This window comes from Agrobacterium sp. A3-95 (assembly GCF_053521785.1).
Map to the genome: position 1 here is coordinate 187771 of NZ_JBNWDR010000010.1, position 26481 is coordinate 214251.

A 26481-nucleotide genomic window follows, 5' to 3' on the forward strand; every position below is an offset into this window, starting at 1 on the left:
CGTTCAGCCCGGATTGCATCCGGCCACGTGGCTTCGGCGCCGTCAAAGGAATCGTGCGCTATCGAAGACTTGATCGCACCGTCACCCAGAATCTAATCCGGGGTGACGGTGCGGGCATGATGCAGGTTTTGCCAGACTTAGCGCCAGCCGAGTGCAGGAGCCACCTGTTTGAGGATCGTCTCGATAACATGGGCGTTGTAGTCGACGCCCAGCTGGTTCGGCACGGTCAGCAACAGTGTGTCGGCCTCGCCGATGGCTTCGTCGGCTTTTAGCTGCTCGATCAATGCTTCCGGTTCGGCGGCGTAGCTGCGCCCGAAGATCGCGCGCGTCTTGTCGTCGATGTAACCGATCTTGTCGTCGCCCTCGCTGCCGTAACCGAAATAGGATCGGTCGCGATCGTTGACGAGAGCGAAGATGCTGCGGCTGACCGACACGCGAGGCTCGCGGGCGTGTCCAGCCTCTTTCCATGCGGCGCGGTAAGCACGGATCTGTTCGGCCTGCTGCACATGGAAGGGTTCGCCGGTCTCATCCGTTTTCAGGGTGGAGCTTTGAAGGTTCATGCCAAGCTTTGCCGCCCAAACCGCCGTCGCATTGGAGCTGGAACCCCACCAGATGCGCTCGCGCAACCCTTCGGAGTGCGGCTCCAGCCGCAGCAGGCCGGGCGGGTTGGGAAACATCGGCCGAGGATTCGGCTCGGCGAAACCTTCGCCCTTCAGAAGCTCGAGGAAGACTTCGGTGTGCTGGCGCGCCATGTCCTCCTCGGTCTGGCCCTCGGCAGGGCGGTAGCCGAAATAGCGCCAGCCGTCGATCACCTGTTCGGGAGAACCGCGACTGATGCCGAGTTGCAGGCGTCCGCCGGCGATGAGATCGGCTGAACTCGCATCCTCCACCATGTAAAAGGGGTTCTCATAACGCATGTCGATGACGCCGGTGCCGATCTCGATACTTTTCGTTCTTGCGCCAACGGCGGCAAGCAGCGGAAAAGGTGATCCCAACTGGCGGGCGAAGTGGTGGACACGGAAATAAGCGCCGTCGGCGCCGAGTTCTTCCGCAGCAACGGCCAGGTCTATCGATTGCAGCAGGGTGTCTGCAGCAGAGCGGGTCTGCGACTGGGGCGAGGGCGTCCAGTGTCCGAAGGATAGAAATCCGATCTTTTTCATGATGACCTTCCAAATGTTTAGGATGCAGCTGACTTGAGCCGGCATCGTTGTTGTCAGTCATATAGGCTGCAGTGCGGATTCTCCAATCCGCCACGCGTAGACACGGTGTCGCCGAAATGTGAACGACGGTCGTTTCAGGCGATCGTCTTGCGGTCGAGGATGAAGAGATTTTGGTGGGCGCGCGCTGTCGTGAGAATGAAATCCATCAGCGAGCGCACGCGCGGCACATTGGCAAGGTCCTGATGGCTTGTCAGCCAGTAACCCCGCCGCAGTTCCACTTCACCTGCCAGCACCATCTGCAGGTCCGGAAAGCGTGCGGCGATGAAGTTGGGCAATATGCAAAGGCCACGTCCGCTCAGCGTTGCAGTCAACTGCGCAAAAATGCTTGATGACTGGAAGTTGGGCCGGAGGCCGGGCATCACGTCGCGCATGTAATCGAGGCCCGGCGAGAAGATCAGATCCTGCACGTAACCGATAAAGAAATGATCGGGCAAATCTTCGCGGCGGGTGATTTTCGGGTGGCTGGCAAGATAGGAACGCGATGCGTAGATATGCAGCGTGTAATCGACGATCTGTTCGTTGATGTAGGGGCCTGCTTTCGGCGGATCGAGTGTGACCGCCACATCCGCTTCTTTCTTCGACAATGCCATGATCTGCTGGATCGTAACCATCTCCACCATGATGTGCGGATGGGTGACGGCGAAGTCTTTCAGCCTTTCCACGAAGAAAAAGTTGGAAAAACCTTCAGGCGCACTGAGCCTGACCACGCCGCGCAGCAGGCTGCCGCTTTCGGAAATATCCGATTGCAATCTTTCCGCTTCCGCCTCGATGCGCTCGACGGTATCGACCAGGCGCCGCCCGACCGTCGTCAGTTCGTAACCACGTGGATTTCGCTCGAACAGCTTGGTTTTAAGCGAGAATTCCAGCCGGTCGATGTGGCGGGAGACGGTGGCGTGGCTGGTGCGCAGGCTACGCGCTGCCGATGAAAGTTGTCCGGTGCGGGCCACCGCCAGAAAATATTGCAGGTCGTCCCAGGTAAAAGGCGTGGCCAATTCGGTCTCCATTGCCAGGTCTGTTCAAAAATGAACAGTTCCTGTTCGCAATTTGATGATGCCCCGCTCTTGTGTCAACGGCCGAATTCGAGAAGTCTACATAGGGAGGCGCTGCTTTGAGGAGGGTGGCGCGACCGTTGTGATGCAACACCGTGGGACGATCGCCATGCGCCTTCGTTCACCGTTGCACAGACCTATCTGAGGCTCGCAATCATCTCTGGGAGGAGAAGTCATGCGCAAGAGTATCGTTTTATCCACGGCCATGGCACTGGCGGCAGGCACCGCCGCTTACGCTGCCGAGATTTCGGACGGCAAGGTCAAGATCGGCATCTTGAACGACCAGTCGGGCGTCTACGCCAATTTCGGCGGTAAATACTCTTATGAGGCCGCGAAGATGGCGGTCGAGGATTTTGGCGGCAAGGTGCTGGGCGCGCCGGTGGAAGTGGTAACGGCTGACCACCAGAACAAGGCGGATGTCGCCTCCAACATCGCCCGGCAGTGGTACGACACCGAACAGGTCGATTCGATCATGGAACTGACCTCTTCCTCGGTGGGCCTTGCCGTGCAGGCTCTCTCGAAGGACAAAAAGAAGATCACCATCAACACGGGCGCTGCGACCACGGAACTGACGGGCAAGCAGTGCAGCCCCTATGGTTTCCACTGGGCCTACGACACCTATTCGCTGGCAGTCGGCACCGGCGGTGCGCTGGTGAAACAGGGCGGCGACAGCTGGTTCTTTCTGACTGCGGATTACGCCTTCGGTTATTCGCTGGAAGAAAACACGTCCAACTTCGTCAAGGCCAATGGCGGCAAGGTGCTGGGTTCCGTGCGCCATCCGCTGGCCTCTACGGATTATTCCTCCTTCCTGTTGCAGGCGCAGTCATCAGGCGCGAAGGTCATCGGCCTTGCCAATGCCGGTCTCGACACCTCCAACGCCATCAAGCAGGCCGCTGAATTCGGTATCGTTGCGGGCGGGCAGCGGCTGGCGGCCCTTCTCTTTACGCTTGCCGAAGTGCACGGCCTCGGTCTCGAAGCGGCTCAGGGCCTGACGCTGACGGAAGGGTTCTATTGGGACCGCGACGATGAATCGCGCAAATTCGGCGAACGGTTCAAGGAACGCACCGGCGCCATGCCGAACATGGTCCACGCTGGTACCTATTCCGCCGTGCTGCATTACCTGAAGGCCATCGATAAGGCCGGCACCGACGATGCTGACGCTGTGGCAAAGGCCATGAAGGAAATGCCTGTCAACGACGTCTTCTCGAAGGATGGCCATGTGGCCGCCAACGGCCGCATGATCCACGACATGTATCTGATGGAAGTGAAGAAGCCGGATGAGAGCAAGCAGCCGTGGGACTACTACAAGGTGCTTGCCACGATCCCCGGCAAGGAAGCCTTCATGGACCCCGCAAAAAGCGGTTGCCCGCTGGTAACGCAGTAAAAAGGGGGAACTTCATGATGATCGCTCCCGCCCCTGCCGGTCAGGCGGAACCCCGCGTCGTGCTTTCGGCGCGCGGTCTCTCCAAGACCTTCGGCGCATTCGCGGCCGTGAAAAACGTCGATCTCGACGTCCATCATGCCCGCGTGCATGCACTTATTGGTCCGAACGGCGCCGGCAAAACCACGGTCTTCAACCTGTTGACCAAGTTTCTCCAGCCGACAGGCGGGGCGATCACCTTCATGGGAACGGATATAACAAAGACGCCGCCGGACAAGGTGGCGCGGCTCGGTCTCGTCAGGTCTTTCCAGATATCGGCGGTGTTTCCGCATCTGACGGTTCTTGAGAACGTGCGGGTGGCGTTGCAGCGGCCGAATAACCTTTCAACGCAATTCTGGCTGCCGCTTTCTTCACTCGACAGGCTCAATGCACGTGCCGAGGAGTTGATCGCAACGGTTGGCCTGACACGGGAAAAAAATGCACTTGCGGCCGATCTTTCCTACGGTCGCAAGCGCGTTCTTGAAATCGCCACCACGCTTGCGCTCGACCCGAAGGTATTGCTTCTCGATGAGCCGATGGCGGGCATGGGGGGCGAGGATGTCGCGCATGTCGCCGATCTCATCCGCGATGTGGCCAAAACGCGCGCGGTGCTGATGGTCGAACACAATCTGAAGGTCGTGGCAGATATCTGCCATCAGGTCACGGTGCTGCAGCGGGGCGAAATTCTGGCGGAAGGCGATTACGCCACCGTATCCGCCGATCCGCGCGTGCGTACGGCCTATATGGGCACGGAGGAGGCGTGATATGGCGGCAATGCTCGAAGTCTCCAACCTGAAATCCTGGTACGGCGAAAGCCAGGCGCTGCACGGCGTCGATCTGACCGTCGGCGAAGGCGAAACCATCACCATTCTCGGGCGCAATGGGGTTGGCAAGACCACGACGCTGCGCACCATCATGGGCATCATCCGCAACCGCAAGGGCGTGATCAAGCTCGGCGGCAAGGATCTGATGCCGGTGCCGTTGCATCGCACGGCGAAATACGGCCTCGGTTTCGTGCCGGAAGAGCGCGGCATCTTCGCGACACTGAGCGTCGAGGAAAATCTGAAACTGCCGCCCGTCGTCGCATCCGGCGGCATGACGCTCGATGAAATCTACGAGCTGTTTCCCAATCTTTACGAACGTCGGGCGAGCCCCGGCACCAAGCTTTCCGGCGGCGAACAGCAGATGCTGGCCATGGCGCGCATCCTGCGCACAGGGGTCAAGGTTCTCCTGCTCGATGAGCCGACCGAAGGGCTTGCGCCTGTAATCGTGCAGCGCATCGGCGAGGTGCTGAAGACCTTGAAAAGTCGTGGCATGACAGTGGTTCTGGTCGAGCAAAATTTCCGCTTCGCCAGCCGCATCGCGGATCGTTTCTACCTGATGGATCATGGCCGGATGGTCAGCAATTTTCCGGTGGGCGAGCTTTCCGGCCGCATGGGCGAACTCAATAAAGTGCTGGGGGTTTAACGATGACGATGCTCTTCGGCGTTCCGCTTCAGGCCCTGCTCGGGCAATTGCTGATCGGCCTCATCAACGGGTCGTTCTATGCGCTCCTGTCGCTCGGCCTTGCCGTCATTTTCGGCCTGCTGCGCGTCATCAATTTCGCCCATGGCGCCCAATATATGCTTGGCGCTTTCGTCGCCTTTCTCGGCCTGCAATATTTCGGCATCAGCTTCTGGTGGGCACTGTTGGTGACGCCGCTTGTCGTTGCACTTTTCGGCGCGATCATCGAGCGCCTGCTACTGTCGCGGCTTTACGATCTCGATCCGCTGTATGGGCTGCTCTTCACCTTCGGCCTGGCGCTGGTGGTGGAAGGCACGTTCCGCTGGCTTTACGGTGCGGCGGGTCAGCCCTATTCGGTTCCGCGCGAGCTTGCCGGCGGCACCAATCTCGGTTTCATGTTCCTGCCGAACTACCGCGCTTTCGTCGTCGTCATCTCGCTTGTCGCCTGCATCGCTACCTGGGCGTTGATCGAAAAGACGAGGCTCGGCTCCTATCTGCGTGCGGCGACGGAAAATCCGACACTGGTGCAGGCCTTCGGTATCAACGTGCCTGTGCTCCTGACGCTGACCTACGCGCTGGGTGCGGGCCTTGCCGGCTTCACCGGCGTGCTGGCCGCGCCGATCTATCAGGTCTCACCGCTGATGGGCACCAACCTCATCATCGTCGTCTTCGCCGTCGTCGTGGTCGGCGGCATGGGGTCGATCATGGGCGCCATCGTCACCGGCTACATGCTGGGTATCGCTGAAGGCCTGACCAAGGTGTTCTACCCGGAAGCGTCCAACATCGTCATCTTCGTCATCATGGCCTTTGTGCTGCTCATCCGCCCCGCCGGACTTTTCGGAAAGGACGCCTGATATGTCCAAAGCCACTCACAACCCGACAGCCGGCGCGATGCCGCAGGCGAAGGTTTCCGCAACCGCTGGAACCATCAAGACCGTGCTGATACTGGCAGGACTGGCCGTGCTGATCGCTGCACCGATGTTCGTTTATCCGATCTTTCTGATGAAGCTGCTTTGCTTCGCGCTGTTTGCCTGCGCCTTCAATCTGCTGATCGGTTACACCGGGCTGCTTTCCTTCGGCCATGCGGCATTTTTCGGCGGCGCTGCCTATTTCACCGCCTATTCGGTGAAGGAATGGGGCGTCACGCCCGAGATCGGCCTCCTCATCGGCATGGCGGGTGCCGCCCTTCTTGGCCTCGTCATCGGCTTTTTCGCCATTCGCCGGCAGGGCATCTATTTCGCCATGATCACGCTTGCCTTGTCGCAGATGTTTTATTTCTTCTGCCTTCAAGCACCCTTCACCCATGGTGAGGACGGGTTGCAGGGCGTGCCGCGTGGACACCTCTTCGGCCTTCTCGATCTCAACGCGCCGCTGAACATTTACTACACGGTGCTTGCCGCCTTCGTGCTGGCACTTCTCGTCATCTGGCGTTTCGTCAACTCGCCGTTCGGCATGATCCTGAAATCCATCCGCGAAAACGAGCAGCGCGCCATTTCTCTTGGATACAGCGTGCAGCGTTACAAGCTTGGTGCTTTCGTCATGTCGGCGGCGCTTGCCGGTCTTGCGGGCGGCCTGAAGGCGCTGGTGTTCCAGTTCGCAACCTTGACCGATGTGGCCTGGCAGATGTCGGGCGAGGTTATCCTGATGACCCTGCTCGGCGGCATTGGCACCATGATCGGCCCGATCTTCGGTGCGGGGCTTGTCGTCGCACTGCAGAACTATCTCGCGACATCCGATTTCCCGGTCACCATCATCACCGGCCTCGTTTTCATGGCCTGCGTTCTGGTGTTCCGGCGCGGCCTGATCGGTGAATTTTACGCTTCGCGGCTCGGGCGAAGACTGGGTTTTCAGCACCGGGGATAAGAATTTTTTGAAACAGGGGGAAGGCTCCTCCGCGTCCGGCGCGACGCGGCAAGGGCGCCCCATGGAGAATAGCATGGCGGAATTTGACTATATCGTCATCGGAGCGGGAAGTGCGGGATGCGTTCTCGCCAACCGCCTCTCGAAAGACCCGAACAATCGCGTCCTGCTGCTGGAAGCGGGCGGCAACGATAATTATCACTGGATCCATATTCCGGTCGGTTATCTCTATTGCATCAACAATCCGCGCACCGACTGGTGTTTCAAGACGGCGGAAGAACCTGGGCTTAACGGAAGGTCGTTGATCTATCCTCGCGGCAAGGTTCTCGGCGGCTGCTCCTCCATCAACGGCATGATCTATATGCGCGGTCAGGCCCGCGACTACGATGTCTGGCGTCAACTTGGCTGCGAGGGCTGGGGATGGGATGATATCCTGCCCTATTTCCTGAAGTCGGAGGATTTTTATCGCGGCAAGGGCGACATGCATTCCACCGGCGGCGAATGGCGGGTGGAGAAGGCGCGCGTGCGCTGGGATGTGCTTGATGCCTTTCAGCAGGCGGCAGGTGAGGCCGGTATTCCTGCGACCGAAGATTTCAACCGGGGCGACAATGAAGGGGCCGGTTATTTCGATGTGAACCAGCGGTCGGGCTGGCGCTGGAACACGGCCAAGGCCTTTTTGAAACCGGCGCTTGGCCGCCGGAATTTGACAGTCATGACCAAGGCCCATGCCAAGCGTCTCATCGTCGAAGAGGGCCTGGTCACCGGCGTCGAGTTTCACCACGACGGCGTCTTGAAAAAGATGCGTGCACGGCGCGAAACGGTGCTTTCGGCAGGTGCAGTCGGTTCACCGCACATTCTGGAGCTTTCCGGCGTTGGCCGCGGCGACGTGTTGCAGGCCGCCGGTATCGACACAGTGACGGAAGTTCAAGGTGTGGGCGAGAACCTGCAGGATCATCTGCAATTGCGCATGGTCTATAAGGTTTCAGGCGTCCTGACGCTGAATGAGAGGGCCTCCACGCTGTTCGGAAAGGCAAGGATCGGCCTCGAATATGCTTTGACCCGCTCCGGGCCGATGTCGATGGCGCCGAGCCAGCTTGGTGTCTTCACCCGTTCCTCTCCGGAAAAGGAGACGGCGGATCTGGAATATCATGTCCAGCCGGTGTCACTCGACAAGTTTGGTGATCCGGTTCACACTTTTCCGGCCATTACAGCAAGTGTCTGCAATCTGCGGCCGGAAAGCCGAGGCTCAGTGCATGTGAAAGGACCGGATTTTGCCATGCAGCCGGAAATCCGACCGAATTATCTGTCGACGGAAGGCGACCGCCGGGTGGCCATCGATTCCATGCGGCTGACGCGCCGCATCGTTAACCAGCCCGCCTTTTCGCGGTTCAAACCGCAGGAATACCGGCCCGGCCCCACTTTTGAGAATGACGACGATCTGGCCCGCGCTGCGGGCGATATCGGCACGACCATATTCCACCCCGTCGGCACCCTGCGCATGGGCTCCGATGCCGAAAGTGTTGTCGATACGCGGCTGAAATTCCGCAAGCTTGCAGGGCTGCGTGTGGCGGACGCCTCCATCATGCCGAGGATCACGTCCGGAAATACCAATTCGCCAACGATCATGATTGCCGAAAAGGCTGCCGACATGATCCTTGCGGATAATCGCTAAGAGGAGCGTTCCCATGAAGACCGTCGCTTTTATCGGACTTGGCCATATGGGCCTGCCGATGGCCGCCAATCTCGTCAAGGCCGGTTATGCCGTCAGGGGTTTCGACCTTTCCGAGGCATGCCGCGCGGCGGCGAGGGAGGCCGGAATTCCCGTCGCTTTGGATTCTGCCGAAGCCATTGATGCGGCAGAAGTGATCGTAACCATGCTGCCGAAGGGAGAACATGTTGTTTCGGTATATGGCGATCTGGTGCAGAAAATAGCTGCCGGAACGCTTCTCATCGATTGCTCGACGGTGGATATGGACAGCGCCCTGAAGGCACACGAGCTTGCCGCTTCCGCCGGTTGCCCCTCCGTCGACGCGCCTGTATCTGGCGGTACGGGCGGTGCCAGTGCCGGCACCTTGACCTTCATGTGTGGCGGCGAGGCCGAGGCTTTCTCGGCGGCCAAGCCGGTGCTGGAAGCCATGGGCAAGAAGATCGTCCATTGCGGCAAGGGCGGCAACGGCCAGGCGGCCAAGATCTGTAACAACATGATCCTCGGCATTTCCATGATTGCGGTTTCCGAGGCCTTCGTGCTGGGCGAAAAACTCGGCCTTTCGCATCAGGCGCTGTTCGATGTCGCCTCCACCTCATCGGGTCAATGCTGGTCGCTCACCACCTATTGCCCGGTGCCGGGACCAGTGCCGACATCACCGGCGAACAATGATTATCAACCGGGTTTCGCTGCGGCGCTGATGCTGAAGGATTTGCTACTCTCGCAGGCGGCCGCGAGTGGAGCCGGCGTTGCCACTCCACTCGGCGCCGCAGCATCGACGCTTTATGAGAACTTCGTGGGTGAGGGCGGTGGCGCGCGTGATTTCTCCGCAATCGTCGAAATGCTACGCGGAGGCGAGGCATGATGGACGCCACGCCGTCGGATATTCTGTGGGTACCGCCAATGGAAAGGCTGGAGCACTCGGCGCTTTTTGCCTTTGCCACAAGGACCGCATCGCTGCATGGGCTTTCGGCTGATGATTATTCCGGCCTGCTGCGTTGGTCCATTGAGGCACCGGATGCCTTTTACAATGCCCTGTGGGACGAGCTGGGGATCATCGGTACGCGCGGCGAAAGGGCCTTCAAGCCTGGCGCGACCATGCGGGAAGCCGAGTTTTATCCCGGCGCGAGGCTCAATTATGCCGAAAACCTGCTGCGCGATGCCGATGAACGGTTGGCGATCATCGCCCATCGCGATGATGGCACGCGGCGTGAAATCAGCCGCAGGCAGCTTTATGCGGATGTCTCCCTCATGGTGCAGGCGCTTGTCCACGCAGGCGTGAAGGAAGGCGATCGTATCGGCGCTATCGTCACCCACGATATCGAGGCGGTCGTCGGTTATCTGGCAACGAGCGCCATCGGAGCCATCTGGTCGTCCTGTTCACCGGATTTCGGCCCGGCGGGAGCGTCCGACCGGCTCTCGCAGATCGATCCGAAAATCCTCATCGCCGTGCCGGAATACGGTTATGCCGGCAAGCGGATCGATGTCGGACCGACCATCCGCGCGGTGGTGGAAAGCGCTGCCCCTCAAAAGATAGTGCTGATTGGTGGCGTTGTTCCCGCCAGCCTTTCCGATCTCGGCTGCGTGACGTTGCATGATTTCGTTTCGCCCTTTGAGCCGGGTGAAATCGCGTTCAACCGGCTGCCGGTCAAGGCGCCGCTGGCGATCCTTTATTCCTCCGGCACCACCGGCAAGCCGAAATGCATCACCCATTCCGGCGGTGGCCTGCTTCTCCAGCATATGAAGGAGCAGAAGCTGCAATGTGATATCAGGCAAGGCGAACGTTTCTTCTATTTCACCACCTGCGGCTGGATGATGTGGAACTGGCAGGTGTCCGGCCTGGCGCTTGGCGCCACCCTCGTCACCTATGACGGCAACCCGGGTTATCCGTCGCCCGCGCGGCTGATCGATCTCATTGACGCCGAACGGATCGCGACCTTCGGAACATCGGCCAAATTTATCGACGCATGCCTGAAGGCAGGGTTGAAACCGCGCGACACCCATGACCTTTCATCCCTTCGGACAATCCTTTCCACCGGCTCGCCGCTCATCCCGCAATCCTTCGATTATATCTATCGCGACTGGAAGGCCGATCTGCATCTCGCCTCCATTTCCGGCGGCACGGATATATGCGCCTGTTTCCTTGGCGGCAATCCGCTGCAACCTGTTCACCGTGGGGAGCTGCAGGGCGCGATGCTCGGTATGGATGTCGATACCCTGGACGATGAAGGCCATCCCGTTCGCGGCGTGGCTGGTGAGCTCGTCTGCCGCAATGCCCATCTTTCCATGCCGGTCAAATTCTGGGGCGATGAGGACGGTTCTCGTTATCAGGCTGCCTATTTCGATCGCTTCCCAGGCATCTGGGCGCATGGCGATTTTGCCGAAATGCGTGCCACCGGCGGATATGTCATCCACGGGCGCTCGGATACGACGCTCAATCCCGGTGGGGTTCGCATCGGTACGGCGGAAATCTACCGTCAGGTGGAAGCAGTGCCGGAGGTCGAGGAAGCGATTGCCGTGGGTCAGGACATTGACGGTGACCAGCGGGTTATCCTCTTCGTGCGCCTTAAAGAGGGTGCAGCGCTGACGGAGGTCCTCGAAAAGACCATCCGTACGCGCATCCGCTCGGGTGCTACGCCACGACATGTTCCGGCAAGGATCATTGCCGTCACGGCCATTCCCCGTACGCGCTCGGGCAAGATTTCCGAAATCGCAGTTCGCGACACCATTCATGGCAGGCCGGTGAAAAACACCGACGCGCTCGCCAATCCCGAAGCGCTCGAGCTTTTCCGCAACCTGCCGCAACTGAAGGATTAGGATGATGGAGGATCAACCGAAAACCGTTCTGGTCACCGGCTCCACCAGCGGCATTGGCCTTGCCATCGCCACACGTTTTGCCGAGGCGGGATTTCTCGTCGCCGTCCACGGCATAGAAACCGTGGATGCGGCGACGCAGGCACTGGAGGCGGTTGCGAAGGTGGCGCGGCACCGGCCGGTCTATTTTTCCGCCAACCTCGCCAATTATGACGAGAGTGCACATCTGCCGGAAACCGTCATTGCCGAATTCGGTCACATCGACGTGCTCGTCAACAATGCCGGTATCCAGAAGGTCGCGCCGATCGACGAATTCGATTTCGCCGATTTCTCCCATATTGTCGCGATCTCCCTCGACAGCGCTTTTCATACGATCCGTGCAGCCCTGCCGGGCATGAAGGAAAGGGGTTGGGGGCGCATCGTCAATATTGCTTCCGCGCATGGGTTGCGCGCCTCACCCTTCAAGGGTCCCTATGTGGCGACGAAACATGCCGTGGTGGGCCTGACGAAAAGCGTGGCGCTGGAAGTGGCCGAACTTGGCATTACCTGCAACGCCATCTGCCCCGGTTACGTCTGGACGCCACTCGTCGCGGCGCAGGTTGCCGATCAGGCGCGCCTGCATGGCATGGGCGAGGATGAGGTGGTGAAGAAGGTGATGCTTGCGCCGCAGCCGACTCGACGTTTCGTGCAGCCGGAGGAAGTGGCGGAGATGGCGCTTTACCTCACCGGCGATATGGCGCGCTCCATCACCGGCACCACCATTTCCATCGATGGCGGCTGGACCGCTAAATAATTTTCGCGCATCCGGCTCAAGCGAACGATCTGCCATCCTTCCGGTATTGTGGGGCGATTTCAATACTGTATAGTTTTGCGTGCGGCGGGGTCAGCGCCGTGTTCACGGAACAGCGGTATTATGAACACAGGGTTTTCGGAAGCTCCGCTAGCGCGCTCGCGTTTCGATACACGCCATGTGCCGAAGCGCGACGCCATGGCGCTGTGGCGGGATTCGATCAACGTGCTTTTTGATGCCCGCCTGCGCAGATCGCAGGATGACGGGTTTTTTGCCAGTGTCGATGCCGCCTTCATCGGCAATGTCGCGCTTGGCCGCACCCAGTCCTCGGCACAGGATTTCGACCGCTCGCGCCACAAGATTGCCCGGGACGGGATGGACGGCTTTCTCCTGCAATTTTACGCCAGCGGCCAAAGCATGTCGCGGCGCGGAGCGGGCGAGACTGCCGGCCCGGGCGATCTCTACATCATTGACATGGCGCAGCCGCTGGCCACAGCCACAACCGATCACGATCATCTGAGCCTTGTCGTGCCGCGCCGGCTGCTGGAAGGCAGGCTCATCGGTTCCGGCAATAATCACGAGCGCGTGCTGCCGGCCGGTTTGCCCCTGGTATCTCTGCTGCGGGAAACGATGACCAGCGTTTACCGCCACTTTGACGTCATGAACGCCAATGACGGCGCGGCCACGGTCTCGCCATTGCTGGAGCTTGCCGCGGCTGCCATCAATAATCATGTCCGGGAAGACAATGCGCAGGGTGTTCAGCGGGCGCTGCGAGCATCCATCAGGCGCTATATCGACAATCATCTGCTCGATCCGGCCTTGTCGGTGGAAAAGGTCATGGGCGAGTTCGGCGTATCGCGACGCACCGTCTACCGGCTTTTCGAACCGCTGGGCGGGTTTTCGGCCTGCATCACCCATAGGCGCCTCGAACGGGCAATGGATTTCCTGCGGGCGCCGCAGTCGGCCCATATGACGATAGCTGAGGTGGCGGCGTCCTATGGCTTCACCAACCCGGAAAATTTCAGCCGCGTTTTCAAGAAGACCTTCGGCCTGTCGCCACGTCAGATGCGGCATTTCGCATCCGAAAACCGCGATACCATACCGGATATTATCAAACCGGATAGCGCAGAATGGACACGCTGGATCGTGCAGCTCGGTCGCTGACGCGATTGTTTCGAAGCCGATCTGACACTGTATGACGGAATGTTGGCACAATCCGACCATTCGTTCCGCTTGTACCTCCGCAGGGATGCGCTTGCGCGGCGGGCGTGCCACAGTGCGGACGTTGTTTTTAATAGATATTTCGCCTGACAATCATGATGATACGAATTCTCAATTTTCTGGAGATGCTGCCCGTATGGCGGGTGCGTCGCCGCGACACGACAAGATACCTCGAAGCCGCCGGCGACCAATGCGACTTTGAAACGGCGGGACCACCGCTGTGGCTGTCGATTTCTGAAAACCCGCCGGAAATCCAGTGCGAAACCGAAGACGTCAATCGCCGGCCACCATTCTCGTGGCTGGGGATTGGGCAAAGTTTCAGTGCGGTCGACGAGTTCGACGGTGCCGGTTCCGATAGACTTGCGGTCGCAGAGTACGGCTAAGCTGATTTTGCTGTCTGGAACAAACTGTGTCCCTGTGAATTAAATCACCAGGGTTACAGGGAGTGAGAGACATGGCCAAAGAAAATACCAGCTATCTTGGCGGTCGGCATGATCCGAAAAATGAAACGGCAACGCGGGCGCGGCAAGGGGTAAAAGGACGTCCGGTTCTTGTCATTCTGGTTGTCAGTCTGCTTCTCGCGCTGGTGGTCTGGACGGTCGTCGAATATGCGGTTTTTGAACCCGACGAGAACCGGCCGCAAAACGCTCAGACGGAGACGGCCCCGGCGCCACAAAACCCATAACCAGCATGCCGTGAAATTTTTCACGGTGAATGTTGAGTTTGTATGGAACCAGATTGCCCCCAATTTCATTTCACGCAAAGTGACAGGAATCGGGGGTTTCATTCATGGCAGTCACCGTTACTGCGGTTATTCTATCGCTGATCGGCCTCGCGCTGTTCGGTTTCGGCTCTCAGCTCGTCATGTTGGGCGGGAGCTTCTATTACGTCCTTTCCGGTATGGCCTTCCTGTTGACAGCCATTCTGCTGTTCAAGCGTAACCGGGCAGCTCTCCACGTCTATGCCGTCTTCATTGTCGCGACACTCGCCTGGGCACTCTGGGAAGTCGGTTTCGACTGGTGGCAGCTTGGGCCGCGGGGTGGCATCGTCATTCTTATCGGCCTGTGGTTGCTGGTGCCCTGGGTCAGGAAGCCTCTCGGTTTTTCAAGCCCGACAGGGCTGAATTACGGCCCGAATGCCTGGCCACTCGCGCTCTCGGTTCTCGCCTCCATTGTGGTGGCGGGATATTCGATGGCGCAGGATCCGCATGACCAGGCAGGGTCCTTGCCTGAGGAGAAGGTGGCGTCAGCTCCGATCTATGGCGGCGACGTGCCGGATGGCGATTGGCATCAATACGGCCGCACGCCTTATGGCCAGCGCTATTCGCCGCTGACGCAGGTCAATGTCGATAATGTTTCGCAGCTGAAGGAAGCGTGGCGGTACCAGACCGGCGACGTGAAGCTACCGGATGATGTGGGTGAAACCACCTATCAGGTAACGCCGCTCAAGATCGGCAATACGCTTTATATCTGCACGCCGCACAATTGGGCGATCGCCATCGATGCCGCCACCGGCAAGGAAAAATGGAAATACGACCCCAATGTCGGTCTTAACCCGGACCGCCAGCACCAGACGTGCCGCGGTGTTTCCTATTATGCCGAACCCAATGCCGCACAGGGCACCGCCTGCGCCCAGCGCGTTTACCTGCCGACCTCGGATGCGCGGCTGATTGCGCTTGATGCAGCGACCGGTCAGATCTGCACATCCTTTGCGGATCAGGGCGTGCTGCATCTGGAACAGGGCATGAAATACAATCCTGCCGGTTATTATTATTCGACCTCGCCGCCCGTGATCGCGGCGGGCAAGATCATCATCGGCGGTGCGGTGAACGATAACTACTCCACGCAGGAACAGTCCGGCGTCATCCGTGCTTTCGATGTGAACAGCGGCGCACTCATCTGGAACTGGGATTCCGGCAATCCGGAAAAGACCGAGCCGATTGCCGCAGGCGAAACCTACACTACAAACTCGCCGAACAGCTGGTCCGTGTTGAGTTACGACGAGGGGCTTGGCCTCGTTTACGTACCCCTCGGCAATCAGGTGCCGGACCAGCTCGGTATGGGTCGCAGCGAGAATGTGGAGAAATATTCCTCCTCCATCGTGGCGCTCGATATCAATACCGGCAAGGATCGCTGGGTGCGCCAGACGGTTCATCACGACCTCTGGGATATGGATGTGCCGGCCCAGCCGGTGCTGCTCGACATCACCAAGAACGGTCAAAGCGTTCCCGCACTCGTCGGCCCCACAAAGCAGGGCGATATCTACGTTTTGGACCGGCGCACGGGTGAGCCGCTTCTGCCGATTACAGAAGAACCGGCACCGGGCGGTACAATCCCTGAGGACTTCAGCTCCCCGACCCAGCCAACCACCGCGCTGTCGTTCAAGCCGGAGCCGCTGAAGGAAAAGGACATGTGGGGCGTCTCCATGTTCGATCAGCTCGCCTGCCGCATCCGCTTCCATCAGCTGAACTATCAGGGCCGCTACACGCCGCCCTCGCTGACCGGCTCCATCATCTATCCCGGCAATTTTGGCACGTTCAACTGGGGCAGCGTCGCGGTCGATCCCGAACGTCAGGTCATGTTCGGCATGCCGACATACCTTGCCTTTACCTCGCAGCTCGTGCCGCGCGCCGACATCCCGCCGAAGGGCCAGGACGAGAAGGGCAGTGAGCAGGGGCTGAACCGCAATGACGGTGCGCCCTATGGCGTCTTCATGGGACCGTTCCTCGGTCCGCTGAAAATCCCCTGCCAGGCACCGCCGTGGGGTTATGTCGCGGGTGCCGACCTGCGCACCGGCGATATCGCCTACAAGCACAAGAACGGCACGGTCCATGACATGACGCCGCTGCCGTTGCCCTTCAAGGTGGGCGTACCGGGCATTGGCGGGCCGATGATTACCAAGGGTGGCGTGGCCTTCCTCGGTGCTGCCGTCGACAACTATCTGCGCGCCTACAACCTCACCACCGGCAAACAGCTCTGGGAAGCACGTCTGCCGGCTGGCGGGCAGGCAACGCCCATGACCTATGCGCTGGATGGCGGCAAGCAATATGTTGTGATGGTCGCGGGCGGTCACGGCTCTGTCGGAACCAAGCCGGGCGACTATGTGATCGCCTATACCCTGCCGTAAAACGAGGCGGATTCAATCAAACAAAAAAACCGGAATGGGTGACCATTCCGGTTTTTGCTTGTGCAGTTGGAAAAGGCGATCAGGCCGCCTTTTTCTGTGCTGCGGCATTGATCGATGTCTTGGCAAGCGCGCTCAGCGCATCGTCCGTCTTGGACTCTTCCTTCAGCGTCGCATCCAGCAGGGTAACGGCATTGGCGTGACCAAGCTTTTCGGCCCATGCCTTCAGGGTGCCATAACGGGCGATTTCGTAATGTTCGACCGCCTGAGCCGAGGAAATGAGACCGGCATCGAGAGCTGCGGTACCCTTGAAATCGTCCATGATCTCTTCACCCTCGGCAATGATGCCCTGGATGGCCTCGCATGTCTTACCCTGCGCCCGCTTGCCGATGATCTCGAACACTTCCTGCAGGCGTTCGATCTGGCCCTGCGTTTCTTCCTTGTGCTTTTCGAAGGCCTGTTTCAGCTTCGGGTCTGTCGCTGCGCGCGCCATTTTCGGCAGAGCTTTCAGGATCTGCCTTTCGGCGTAATAGATATCCTTCAGCGTATCGTAAAACAGGTCGTCGAGTTTTTTCTCGGCCATTGGTTCTTCTCCCATGGTGTGAAAGTGCGTGATGTACGCCATTGCGCACGGGAGACAAACCTTTCGGAGCCCCTATGGTTCCGGCTCTGTTGCGCGCAACGTTTTATATTCCAGCAGACGCTCCGCCGCATACGGGATGACGAGGGGGCATCAGTCGAAACGGAAGAGATCGGCGTCGGGGTCCTTGCCACCATTAACGGCGGCGGCGACGATCTCGGCGGCGATCTGGCTGAAGGTGATGCCGTTGCCGCCAAAGCCCATGACGGCATAAACGTTCTTCATGCCGGGAACCGCGCCGATCAGCGGCAGGCCCGTGGTGGTCGTGCCGAAGCCGGCCGCCCAGCGATATTCGGGTTCGCCGATGTCGACGCCAAGAAGCTTTTCGATCTTGCGTTTGATTGCATCCGCCTTGGAGGCAAGCTTGCTCTCAGACAGGTAGGATGTGGAGTTCTCTTCATCCTCACCACCGGCAATAAGGCGCCCGTCCCGGTCGGTGCGCAGGTAGAGATAGGGATCTGAAGCCTCCCAGAGGATATGGCTACTCAGCCAGTCCGGCAGATCGATACCCTTCGCACTCGCCAGCGCCCAGGTGGAGATGATCTGGTGTTTCGGGCTTTCGAGCGATTTCAGGAATTCGTATCCGGTGCAGAAAACGATATTGCGCGCGGAAATGATTTCGCCCTGTGCTGTGGCGACGACCACCTCGTCACCGAGATTTCGAAGATCGGTGATTTCAAGTTGTGAAACGATCTCAGCGCCGGCGCCCGCTGTGTGGCGCAACAGGCCTGCCGTCAGCTGCGCCGGATTGGCGGAAGCGGAGATATCGCTGAGGATCGCCCCTGTCCGCTCAATCGCATAGTCGTTTTTAAGTTCTGCGGTGTCGAGAAAGCGGGCCTCGATCCCGGCCTCTTCGCGCGCTGCCGCTTCGGCCTTCAATGCACGCAAACCCATCTCGTCTCCGGCAAGATAAAGCGCCTGTTTGCGCGCCATGCTGCAGGAAATGCCAAGCGAAGAAACGATTTCCTCCAGCCGCAGCACGGCGCGCGCGGAGCGCTGCCACGCCCGATCAGCAGCATCCTTGCCGATCATCTTTCTGAGCTCGATCAGGGGTGTGTCGATCTCGTGCTGTATCATCGCAGTGCTGGCGACACTGCTGCCCATCACCGGATCACGCCGGTCGACGATCAGCATGGATTGCCCCGGTCTCTGCAACGCATGGGCGGCAAGCGCGCCGCTGATGCCGGCGCCGACGACGATCGTATCGTAATGGTCGGAACTCGGGGTGTTCCTGGTGCGGAGGCCTATGCGTGGCGTGTCGGCCCAAAGGGGTTTCGATTCCCTGAGGTCGCGTTCCTTCGTCAGTTCCGATGTGGGCATGGAGTTTTCCTGAAAGGTGCAGGGCATTTACGGTGGAAACGCCTGGCGGGTTACGTCTGGAAAATGCGAACAAACAAAGACAGAGAGCGCATCCGGCCATTTTGGATAGGCCGGATGCGCTCTGGTTTTTTTCCGCTTTACTGCCCTTAGGCAGCGCGGCGCTCGTGGTTGCCTTCTTCGACCTCCTCGATGATTTTGGCGACGAAGGCGTCCAGATCATCGGGGCTGCGAGACGTGATGATGCCCTTATCGGTTACAACCTTTTCGTCCTTCCAGTTGGCGCCGGCATTTTTCAGGTCGGTTTTGATCGACCAATAGGAGGTCGCGTCACGACCGCGCAGGGCATCTGCTTCAACCAGAAGCCAAGGGGCATGGCAGATGGCAGCCACGACCTTGCCGGATTTGACGAAATCTCGCACCACGCGCATTGCATCCTCGTCATGACGCAATACGTCCGGATTGATCTGGCCGCCGGGCAGGACGAGTGCATCGAAATCATTGGCGCTGACGTTCTTCGCGGACATATCGACGGCGATGCTGTCGCCCCAGTTCTTTTCGTCCCAGCTCTTGATCTCACCATCCTTGACCGAGGCGATCTTGACGTCCGCGCCCTTGGCCTTCAGCTGATCATATGGCACGCGCAGTTCCGAACGCTCATAGCCGTCCGTTGCGAGAATGACGATTTTTGCAGTGTTGATGGCAGTCATGTCTGTTTCCTTCCTGTTTATCTGTTTTCGTCTTTGTCCGAATTCACGGAGGGCAGAAAAAACTCCACATCCTCACGGCGCTCCGGATCGAGCTTTTCGATATTCGTTTGCCAGAAGGTCTCGGCTTCTGCCGGTTCGTCTTCCCATTGGCGCACGAAGGTCTTGTTGTCGTCGATCATGACCTGACGGGTGCCGCCGAGCCGCAGATATTCTTCTGCAAGTTTACGCATTTCGGTCTTTTCCATGTCGCGGTTCCTTGTGCGTGGAAAGCGGGGACGGAGGGCGCCGGATGGGTAAGAAGCTCGGCTGCCATTTCGTTGGCCACCGGGAGAAAACGGAAAAATCCCGATGTTCTTCAGCGCCATCGTGTCCGTTTGACACGGCGGCCCTCCTGCCAGAACAACGTGAGCTTTCCGGTATGGTTCCGCATTTTTTCAGGCGGATTCTTGCCGAGGACAAATGTATCGCGCGCAATTTTTATCGGAACAAACCGGCAAGTCGTGCTGTTTTACCCCAGATGCAGGGGAGGCAGCATGACAGCCAGACACAGTGACGGCGAGTGCCGCGGCAACGACGAAAACAAGGGTTTCTGGTCGATCGACTTCGGCAATTCACCGATCATCGGCACGGCCATTCATGATGGTCATCTCATTCGCCCGGACATAGCCTCGCTGATGGCTCTTTCCGCCGAGCAGCGGCTTAGGGAGGAAGACCCTTTTACCGGCGAGATGATCGCGGGGATGACAAACCGCATTGTCGTTCACCATTCACGTTTCGAAATCGATCTCAACCGTTCCGCCGATCAGGCAGTTTATCTGAAGCCGGAACAATCCTGGGGGCTGGAGGTCTGGAAACAGGAGCCGCCGGAAGAGGCCACCCGGCAATCGCTCGATTTTCATGCCGACTATTACGCAATGCTCGAAGCAGTTCTTTCAACCGTCGAGCGGCGGCATGGTGCTTTTGTCGTGCTGGACATACACAGCTACAATCATCGCCGGCAGGGCGCTACAGCGCCGCCAACGCCACAGGCGGAAGCGCCTGATATCAATATCGGCACATTTTCCATGGATCGCAGCCGCTGGAGTGACGTCGTCAGTGCGGTGGGCCATCATTTCGCGACAGCCACCATCGGCGGACGCCGCCTTGATGTACGCGAGAACGTCGCCTTTCAGGGCAAGGGTGAGCAGACCCGGTTTATTCACGAGCGTTTTGCGCAGAACGGCTGCGCCATCGCAGTGGAGTTCAAGAAATTCTTCATGGACGAGTGGACCGGTAAGCCGGATAAGCGCGTCGTTTCCGATATTCGCGACGCTATCACCGCACTTCAGCCGGTACTCGAAGAGTGCCTGAGGGCGCGGCGATGAACGTCTCCTCGGCGCGTAGTGAACCGTTACCGGTTATCGAGCTGGTAGACGATGTCGTCGCCTGCCTTGAGGCCGGCAAAGCCGTCCGTCGTGATGTCGGAAAGAACGGCCGGCTGCATATCGACCGGCCGCTGCCGTTTCTTTGCCTGCATCTGACCGGTGGCACGAAGGACCTTGCGGCCCGCGATATCGCCTCTGCGCATGCATCTTATCTGATCGCATCGAGCATTCAGGAGGCTGCACCCCTGATTGCAGCCGTCGGCACGGCCATGCGCGAACGTTTCGGCGCCTTCATGGTTCTCGATATCGGCGAACTGGAACACGACATTCTGCTCGCTGACGATTCACCTTTCCTGCCGCATTATGAGGTTTCCGTCTCGGCAACATCTGAGCCGGAAACGCAAAGTGCACGCCGTGTTTTCATCAAGGCGGTTTGTGATGCCGAAGTGCGTTTCCGCACGCCCCGCATAACCCGGCCCGAACCGGATGCCGATCCGATCCTCAGATTTCAAAATGCCGGGCTTGATTTCCCCTGCATCAGCGTGCGTTTCGCGCCGATCTACCGACAGCCTGAATCCGGCGCCGATTATCCCGGCCTGCGCGAGACGATGATTGCAGATATTTTCGATGCCGGCCTTCAGGCCTTCTCGTCATTCGCTGCCGGTAAAGACGCACTCAAGGTTACCAGCCATCGCGCGCTCGGCCGCAAGGCCTTCGTTGATGCCGTCAGGCGTGCCGATCGTTCAATAGACGACATCGTCTCGTCCTTTGATTTTCTTCTGTCCGTGACGCCGATCAATGCCCGCCGGGCCTTCGAGGAATTTCGCGAAGGCAGCTTCCAATATGCGCCGCGCCTGCTTTACCGGCCGCTCGGCGTTGACGTCGAAGAGCAGAAACGCAAGCTCTATTCCGTCGTTTTCGATCATCTGGAAGACCCGGTGCTCTATCATCTCTACCGGGAGAAACAGCAGGAGATCGATCTGCAACTGACCATGCTCGCCAATCTGCATCGCCGTACTTTCACCGATTTCTCCCGCGCCCTTTACGGTGCCGTCGAACCCGCGCTTCTGACGCTGGCGCTCAAGGTGCTTGCCGATTGCCCACGCAAGGATGAGAGCGGCGAAATCGCCATGGTCGATTGTTATGCGGTCGCCAAAAAATCGCGCGAGATGATCGAGACCTATCTGGCAGAGGAGCCCGAATTCAAGGCGCGTGTCGAGATCAGGGATGACCTGCCGCCTGGCCTGATGGTGACGGGCGAGAAGCTCCTGATTTCTCGCCACACCGTCATGGAACAGCGCCGGGTCGAGGCGCTGCTGTCGCATGAGATCGGCGTGCATCTCCTCACCTATTTCAACGGTTCGTTTCAGGGCCTCCGGCTCTTCCGCACCGGCCTTTCCGGTTACGAGGGCGTGCAGGAAGGGCTGGCAGTGCTGGCGGAACATCTGGCCGGCGGCATGACGCGCGAGCGCCTGCGGCTGATCGCCGGCCGTGTCGTCGGCTGCGCCGCCATGCTGGACGGCGCGACTTTTGTTGAGACGTTCCGGACTATGACCCGCGATCATGGTTTCGACGAGGCCGGCGCCTTCAACATGGTTTTGCGCATCTATCGTGGCGGCGGTCTTTCCAAGGACGCGATCTATCTGCGTGGGCTTGCGGAGGTGCTGGAGCATCTGCGCAAGGGTGGCGCGCTCGATCCGTTCTGGATGGGCAAGATTGCCGCTGCCCATTTCCCGGTGATGCAGGAGCTTGCCTTGCGCGGCCTCTTGCGTCCGCCGGGCGTACGTCCCGCTTTTCTGCTGCCGGCCAAGGCCAATGAGCGGCTGGAAAAGATGCGGGCCGGATTATCCATCGCCGAACTGGCGACATTGTAATATTACAGGAGGGGCTTATGCGTATCGCATTTTTCGTCAATTCCATCGAAACTGAGGGGCCTACTTTCGCAACCGGCCTGCTGGCCATGGCGGCGCTCAATCGCGGTCACGAGGTGGTGTATCTGACGCCTGGCGATTTTACCTTGCGCTCGGATGATAGCCTGACCGTACACGCCACCGTTCTACCGAAGGCCAAATACAAGAAAGCCGATGCTTTTCACGCGGCACTTCAGGACAAAGCACTGGAACGGCGTACCATGGATGTAGAGGAAATCGACGCGCTGATGCTGCGCAACGATCCCTCGCTGGATCAGACGACGCGGCCATGGGCGGTGCATGCCGGCATTCTGTTCGGGCGGCTGGCAGAACAGCGCGGCGTTGTGGTTTTGAACGACCCGGAAGGATTGGCGCTGGCGCAGAACAAGCTCTATTTCCAGAGCTTTCCGGAAATCGTACGCCCGACCACGATCATCTCGCGCAATGTCGATGAAATACGCGCATTTGCGGATACCCACCCTAAGGGTGTCATCGTCAAGCCGCTGCAGGGTTCAGGCGGCAAGAACGTCTTCAAGATCGGCTCCAGCAAGGAGGCCAATCTCAACCAGATTTTCGAGGCGGTCAGTCTCGAAGGTTACTTGATTGCACAGGCCTATCTGCCGGCCGCCAAGGATGGCGATATTCGGTTCTTCATGATGAATGGCAAGCCTCTGATGCGCGACGGACAATATGCGGCTTTGCGCCGCGTTCCGGCAAAAGGCGATCTGCGCTCCAACATTCACGCCAAGGGCACTGCCGAGGCCGTGAAGGTGACGGACGAGATTGTGGCGCTTGCCGAAATGATGCGGCCCAAGCTGGTGGAAGACGGTATGTTCCTGGTCGGGCTTGATATTGTCGGCGACAAGATACTGGAGGTAAACGTGTTTTCGCCCGGCGGTCTCTCCAACATTCGCGACCTCACCGATGTCGATTTCAGCGATACGATCATCGAAGCCGTGGAAACCAAGATCGCCATGCAGAGCGCCTCCGGCGGTATGCTTTCAAATCGTCTGCTGGCGACGCTTTGATTTATTCGCGCAGCTCCGTCGACTGCATGTCACGATACCAGGCGACGAGGGCCTTGATGCCCTCCTCAACCGGGGTTTGCGGCACATAGCCCGTCAAGGCCCTCAGAAGATCGGGTGAAGCGAAGGTGCGGGGAACGTCTCCCTGCTGCATCGGCAACATGTTGCGGATTGCCGGCCTGCCGACCGCCTTTTCGACCGTTTCGACAAAGTGCATCAGCTCTACCGGTTGGCCGCCGCCAATATTGACGATGCGGAAGGGTGCGTGGTGCGACAGCGTGTCGGTGACGCCTTCCTCAGTTACCCGGTTTTCCTCGGACGGAATGACCTGGCTCAGCCGGACGATACCTTCAACGAGGTCATCGATATAGGTGAAGTCGCGGCTCATATTGCCTTGGCCGTAAATATCGATCGGCTCGCCGTTCGAGATGGCGTCGACGAATTTGATTGGCGCCATGTCCGGCCGTCCCCACGGTCCGTAAACCGTGAAGAAACGGAAGGCTGTGGTGGGCAGTTTGTGGAGATGGGCGTAGCTGTGCGCCATCAATTCCATCGATTTTTTGGTGGCCGCATAAAGCGTCATCGGCTCGTCGGCCTTGTCGCTTTCCGCAAAGGGAATTTTTTCATTGGCGCCGTAGATGGAGGAAGTCGAAGCCAGCATCAGGTGTTTGACACGCAGGTTCTTGGCAAGCTCCAGCATGTTCCACGATCCGATGAGATTGGAATCGATATAGGCGCGTGGATTTTCGAGGCTGTAGCGAACACCCGCCTGAGCGGCGAGGTGAATTATGATTTCCGGTTCGGCAGCCTCTGCCGCGCGCTTCAGCGCATCCGTGTCTTCCAGCATGCCGATTTCGGCCCTGAAACCGTTGGAGCGGGAAAGGATCGCATGGCGTTTTTCTTTCAGGCTGACATCGTAATATTTCGTCATCCCGTCGAAACCGGTTACGAAATGGCCGGCATCGAGCAGCCGTTTGGCAACGTAAAAACCGATGAAGCCCGCGGTGCCGGTAACCAGATAACGCATGATGACTATATCCCACATCCGTTGGTGCGTTTGCGGCCGAACCGAAGCGCAAAAACCGTTTTAATGAAACTTCGAAGGCGAAACCGCTATTGGCCCTTGTCGGAACTGCTGTCGTGCGGGCGGCCAATGCCGGCATAAACGAAGCCGTGCCCGGTGACCTCGTCCGTGCGGTAGATATTGCGCAGATCAACCAGAACGGGGGTTTTCATGATGGCCTTCAGGCGCGGCAGATCGAGTGCGCGGAACTGGTTCCATTCCGTCACGATCACGAGGGCATCGGCGCCTTCGGCAGCCTCGTAGGGACCGCTGGCATAGTCGATACCCTCGATCACATGGCGGGCATTCACCATTCCCTCCGGATCGTAGCCGACCACCTTGGCGCCGCCGTCCTGGAGGGTCTGGATGATGGCAATCGCCGGGCTGTCGCGCATATCGTCGGTATTGGGCTTGAAGGTCAGGCCAAGGACGGCGATCTTCTTGCCGCGCACGTCGCCACCCACCGCGTTGATGACCTTGCGGCCCATGGCGCGCTTGCGGTTGTCGTTGATGGCGATGGTGGTCTCGATCAGCCGCACAGGGGCGTCATAGTCCTGTGCGGTCTTGGCAAGCGCCAGCGTATCCTTGGGGAAACAGGAGCCGCCATAACCGGGGCCGGCATGCAGGAACTTCGCGCCGATGCGGCCATCGAGGCCGATGCCGCGCGAAATATCCTGAACATTGGCGCCGACCTTTTCGCATAGATCCGCCATTTCGTTGATAAAGGTGATCTTCATCGCCAGAAAGGCGTTGGCGGCATATTTGATCAGTTCCGAAGTGCGCCTGGTGGTGAAGAGCAAAGGCGACTGGTTGAGATAGAGCGGACGGTAAACCTCCGTCATCACCGGGCGGGCGCGCTCGTCGGAAAGACCGACGACGATGCGGTCCGGTCGCTTGAAATCCTCGATGGCCGCGCCTTCCCGCAGAAATTCCGGATTGGAAACCACGGCAAAATCGGCCGAAGGGTTTTCTTCGCGGATGATGCGTTCCACCTCGTCCCCCGTGCCGACGGGAACGGTAGACTTGGTGACGATGACGGTGAAGCCGTCAAGCGAATGGGCGATTTCTTTCGCCGCCGCATAGACATAACCGAGATCGGCGTGGCCGTCGCCGCGCCGCGAGGGCGTGCCGACCGCGATGAAGACGACATCGGCATTGGCAACCGCGGAGGAGAGATCGGTGGTGAAGCTCAATCGGCCCGCCTTGGCGTTGTTGGCAACGATGACTTCCAGACCCGGTTCGAAGATCGGGATATGGCCGCTTTTCAGCGCTTCGATCTTCTCCGGCATCTTGTCCACGCAGATCACGTCATGGCCGAAATCGGCAAAACACGCACCGGAAACAAGGCCGACATAACCGGCACCGATCATCACTATCCGCATTCTTCTTCCTTTCGGTTCGTGAGGCGATGTTCGCGCAGCAAGCTTCAGGCGAAATCAGCGGGTGCAATCACACCACATTGTTTAGCCGCCTTCACGCTTGCCGCCAAGCGCCACGATCAACACGGGCTAACCTCTTTCCGTGACGGTGATATGATGGCGTCGGCGGGACAAATTTGCCGCACCTTGCTGCCATCTGCATCGATGCGGTCGGATCGGGTGTTTTTGCGGCTTTTGCGGCTTGCACTCATAGGTAGCCGGGTCTAGCCATAGGGTGAGGATCAAATCTGCCAGACTGTCTGTCCCTTAAGGGGCGTCCGGGTTGCTTTAAGCGGCCGGGGTGCGCTTTGCGTTGCGGTCGCTGTTCG

The 26481-nt window shown here is 59.1% G+C and carries 25 protein-coding genes; 17 read left to right on the plus strand and 8 right to left on the minus strand.

The genetic code is table 11. The features are described from left to right. Positions 1-137 precede the first annotated feature (137 nt). Entirely contained in the window at positions 138-1160 is a 1023-nt protein-coding gene (locus ACQZ5Y_RS23420) for an LLM class flavin-dependent oxidoreductase (RefSeq protein ID WP_111799430.1), read from the minus strand. A gap of 134 nt (positions 1161-1294) precedes the next feature. Next, positions 1295-2212, minus strand: a complete 918-nt coding sequence (locus ACQZ5Y_RS23425; protein WP_025595208.1) for a LysR family transcriptional regulator — start codon at positions 2210-2212, stop codon at positions 1295-1297. A 232-nt stretch (positions 2213-2444) separates the two neighbouring features. Between ACQZ5Y_RS23425 and ACQZ5Y_RS23430 the strand changes: the two genes are divergently transcribed. The 13 genes from ACQZ5Y_RS23430 (at position 2445) to ACQZ5Y_RS23490 (ending at position 16708) form a co-directional block, all read left to right on the plus strand. Further along, a complete protein-coding gene (locus tag ACQZ5Y_RS23430; RefSeq protein WP_013762102.1) occupies positions 2445-3653 on the plus strand; it encodes an ABC transporter substrate-binding protein in 1209 nt (402 codons plus the stop codon). Between the two features lie 14 nt (positions 3654-3667). Next, on the plus strand, positions 3668-4453 hold the full coding sequence (locus ACQZ5Y_RS23435; protein WP_111799409.1) for an ABC transporter ATP-binding protein: 786 nt from the start codon (positions 3668-3670) through the stop codon (positions 4451-4453). Between the two features lies 1 nt (position 4454). Beyond that, positions 4455-5156 (plus strand): ABC transporter ATP-binding protein, encoded by a 702-nt coding sequence (locus ACQZ5Y_RS23440; RefSeq protein ID WP_111799410.1) that lies wholly within the window; start codon positions 4455-4457, stop codon positions 5154-5156. Between the two features lie 2 nt (positions 5157-5158). Next, the gene (locus tag ACQZ5Y_RS23445) at positions 5159-6046 is read left to right on the plus strand and encodes a branched-chain amino acid ABC transporter permease (protein WP_019566514.1); all 888 of its coding nucleotides are present in this window, start codon (positions 5159-5161) and stop codon (positions 6044-6046) included. A gap of 1 nt (position 6047) precedes the next feature. Further along, positions 6048-7055, plus strand: coding sequence for a branched-chain amino acid ABC transporter permease (locus ACQZ5Y_RS23450; protein ID WP_111799411.1), 1008 nt, complete (start codon positions 6048-6050; stop codon positions 7053-7055). Between the two features lie 73 nt (positions 7056-7128). Then, positions 7129-8724, plus strand: coding sequence for a GMC family oxidoreductase (locus ACQZ5Y_RS23455; RefSeq protein WP_174050923.1), 1596 nt, complete (start codon positions 7129-7131; stop codon positions 8722-8724). A 13-nt stretch (positions 8725-8737) separates the two neighbouring features. Beyond that, positions 8738-9622: a 3-hydroxyisobutyrate dehydrogenase gene (mmsB, locus tag ACQZ5Y_RS23460; RefSeq protein ID WP_004431967.1), complete on the plus strand. Its 885-nt coding sequence runs from the start codon at positions 8738-8740 to the stop codon at positions 9620-9622. Then, positions 9619-11574 (plus strand): acetoacetate--CoA ligase, encoded by a 1956-nt coding sequence (locus ACQZ5Y_RS23465; RefSeq protein ID WP_174060220.1) that lies wholly within the window; start codon positions 9619-9621, stop codon positions 11572-11574. Before mmsB ends, ACQZ5Y_RS23465 begins: the two co-directional genes overlap by 4 nt. A gap of 4 nt (positions 11575-11578) precedes the next feature. Next, positions 11579-12364, plus strand: coding sequence for a 3-hydroxybutyrate dehydrogenase (locus tag ACQZ5Y_RS23470; protein ID WP_065663276.1), 786 nt, complete (start codon positions 11579-11581; stop codon positions 12362-12364). 117 nt (positions 12365-12481) lie between these two features. Next, positions 12482-13525: a helix-turn-helix domain-containing protein gene (locus ACQZ5Y_RS23475; protein WP_050923926.1), complete on the plus strand. Its 1044-nt coding sequence runs from the start codon at positions 12482-12484 to the stop codon at positions 13523-13525. 152 nt (positions 13526-13677) lie between these two features. After that, positions 13678-13965, plus strand: a complete 288-nt coding sequence (locus ACQZ5Y_RS23480; protein WP_236763043.1) for a hypothetical protein — start codon at positions 13678-13680, stop codon at positions 13963-13965. A 71-nt stretch (positions 13966-14036) separates the two neighbouring features. Next, positions 14037-14267, plus strand: coding sequence for a hypothetical protein (locus ACQZ5Y_RS23485; protein ID WP_111783887.1), 231 nt, complete (start codon positions 14037-14039; stop codon positions 14265-14267). Positions 14268-14371: 104 nt separating this feature from the next. After that, entirely contained in the window at positions 14372-16708 is a 2337-nt protein-coding gene (locus ACQZ5Y_RS23490) for a glucose/quinate/shikimate family membrane-bound PQQ-dependent dehydrogenase (RefSeq protein ID WP_111799413.1), read from the plus strand. A 79-nt stretch (positions 16709-16787) separates the two neighbouring features. Here ACQZ5Y_RS23490 and ACQZ5Y_RS23495 read toward each other — a convergent pair whose 3' ends face one another. From ACQZ5Y_RS23495 to ACQZ5Y_RS23510, 4 genes are all read right to left on the minus strand, one after another. Then, entirely contained in the window at positions 16788-17288 is a 501-nt protein-coding gene (locus ACQZ5Y_RS23495) for a YciE/YciF ferroxidase family protein (RefSeq protein WP_004431986.1), read from the minus strand. A gap of 150 nt (positions 17289-17438) precedes the next feature. Beyond that, a complete protein-coding gene (locus ACQZ5Y_RS23500; protein WP_112178684.1) occupies positions 17439-18665 on the minus strand; it encodes an NAD(P)/FAD-dependent oxidoreductase in 1227 nt (408 codons plus the stop codon). Between the two features lie 146 nt (positions 18666-18811). Further along, positions 18812-19372 carry a type 1 glutamine amidotransferase domain-containing protein gene (locus ACQZ5Y_RS23505; RefSeq protein WP_174060221.1) on the minus strand — a complete coding sequence of 187 codons (561 nt, stop codon included), beginning with the start codon at positions 19370-19372 and terminating at the stop codon, positions 18812-18814. Between the two features lie 17 nt (positions 19373-19389). Then, positions 19390-19617 (minus strand): hypothetical protein, encoded by a 228-nt coding sequence (locus ACQZ5Y_RS23510; RefSeq protein WP_174060222.1) that lies wholly within the window; start codon positions 19615-19617, stop codon positions 19390-19392. Positions 19618-19661: 44 nt separating this feature from the next. On the opposite strand from ACQZ5Y_RS23510, the gene ACQZ5Y_RS23515 reads away from it, so the two are divergent. From ACQZ5Y_RS23515 to ACQZ5Y_RS23530, 4 genes are read left to right on the plus strand one after another with little or no spacing between them, the layout of a single operon-like run. Then, complete coding sequence (locus ACQZ5Y_RS23515) at positions 19662-19925, plus strand: hypothetical protein (protein ID WP_076844517.1); 264 nt, start codon at positions 19662-19664, stop codon at positions 19923-19925. After that, positions 19906-20736, plus strand: a complete 831-nt coding sequence (locus ACQZ5Y_RS23520) for an N-formylglutamate amidohydrolase (protein WP_174060223.1) — start codon at positions 19906-19908, stop codon at positions 20734-20736. The genes ACQZ5Y_RS23515 and ACQZ5Y_RS23520 overlap by 20 nt, the downstream gene beginning before the upstream one ends. Beyond that, complete coding sequence (locus ACQZ5Y_RS23525) at positions 20733-22610, plus strand: flavohemoglobin expression-modulating QEGLA motif protein (protein WP_174060224.1); 1878 nt, start codon at positions 20733-20735, stop codon at positions 22608-22610. The genes ACQZ5Y_RS23520 and ACQZ5Y_RS23525 overlap by 4 nt, the downstream gene beginning before the upstream one ends. A 17-nt stretch (positions 22611-22627) precedes the next feature. Next, positions 22628-23674 carry a glutathione synthase gene (locus ACQZ5Y_RS23530; RefSeq protein WP_004432010.1) on the plus strand — a complete coding sequence of 349 codons (1047 nt, stop codon included), beginning with the start codon at positions 22628-22630 and terminating at the stop codon, positions 23672-23674. Between the two features lies 1 nt (position 23675). Here the strand turns inward: ACQZ5Y_RS23530 and ACQZ5Y_RS23535 are convergent, their stop codons facing one another. Continuing rightward, positions 23676-24698, minus strand: coding sequence for an NAD-dependent epimerase (locus tag ACQZ5Y_RS23535; protein WP_013762120.1), 1023 nt, complete (start codon positions 24696-24698; stop codon positions 23676-23678). Between the two features lie 86 nt (positions 24699-24784). Continuing rightward, complete coding sequence (locus tag ACQZ5Y_RS23540; RefSeq protein ID WP_448782323.1) at positions 24785-26116, minus strand: UDP-glucose dehydrogenase family protein; 1332 nt, start codon at positions 26114-26116, stop codon at positions 24785-24787. Positions 26117-26481: the final 365 nt, after the last annotated feature.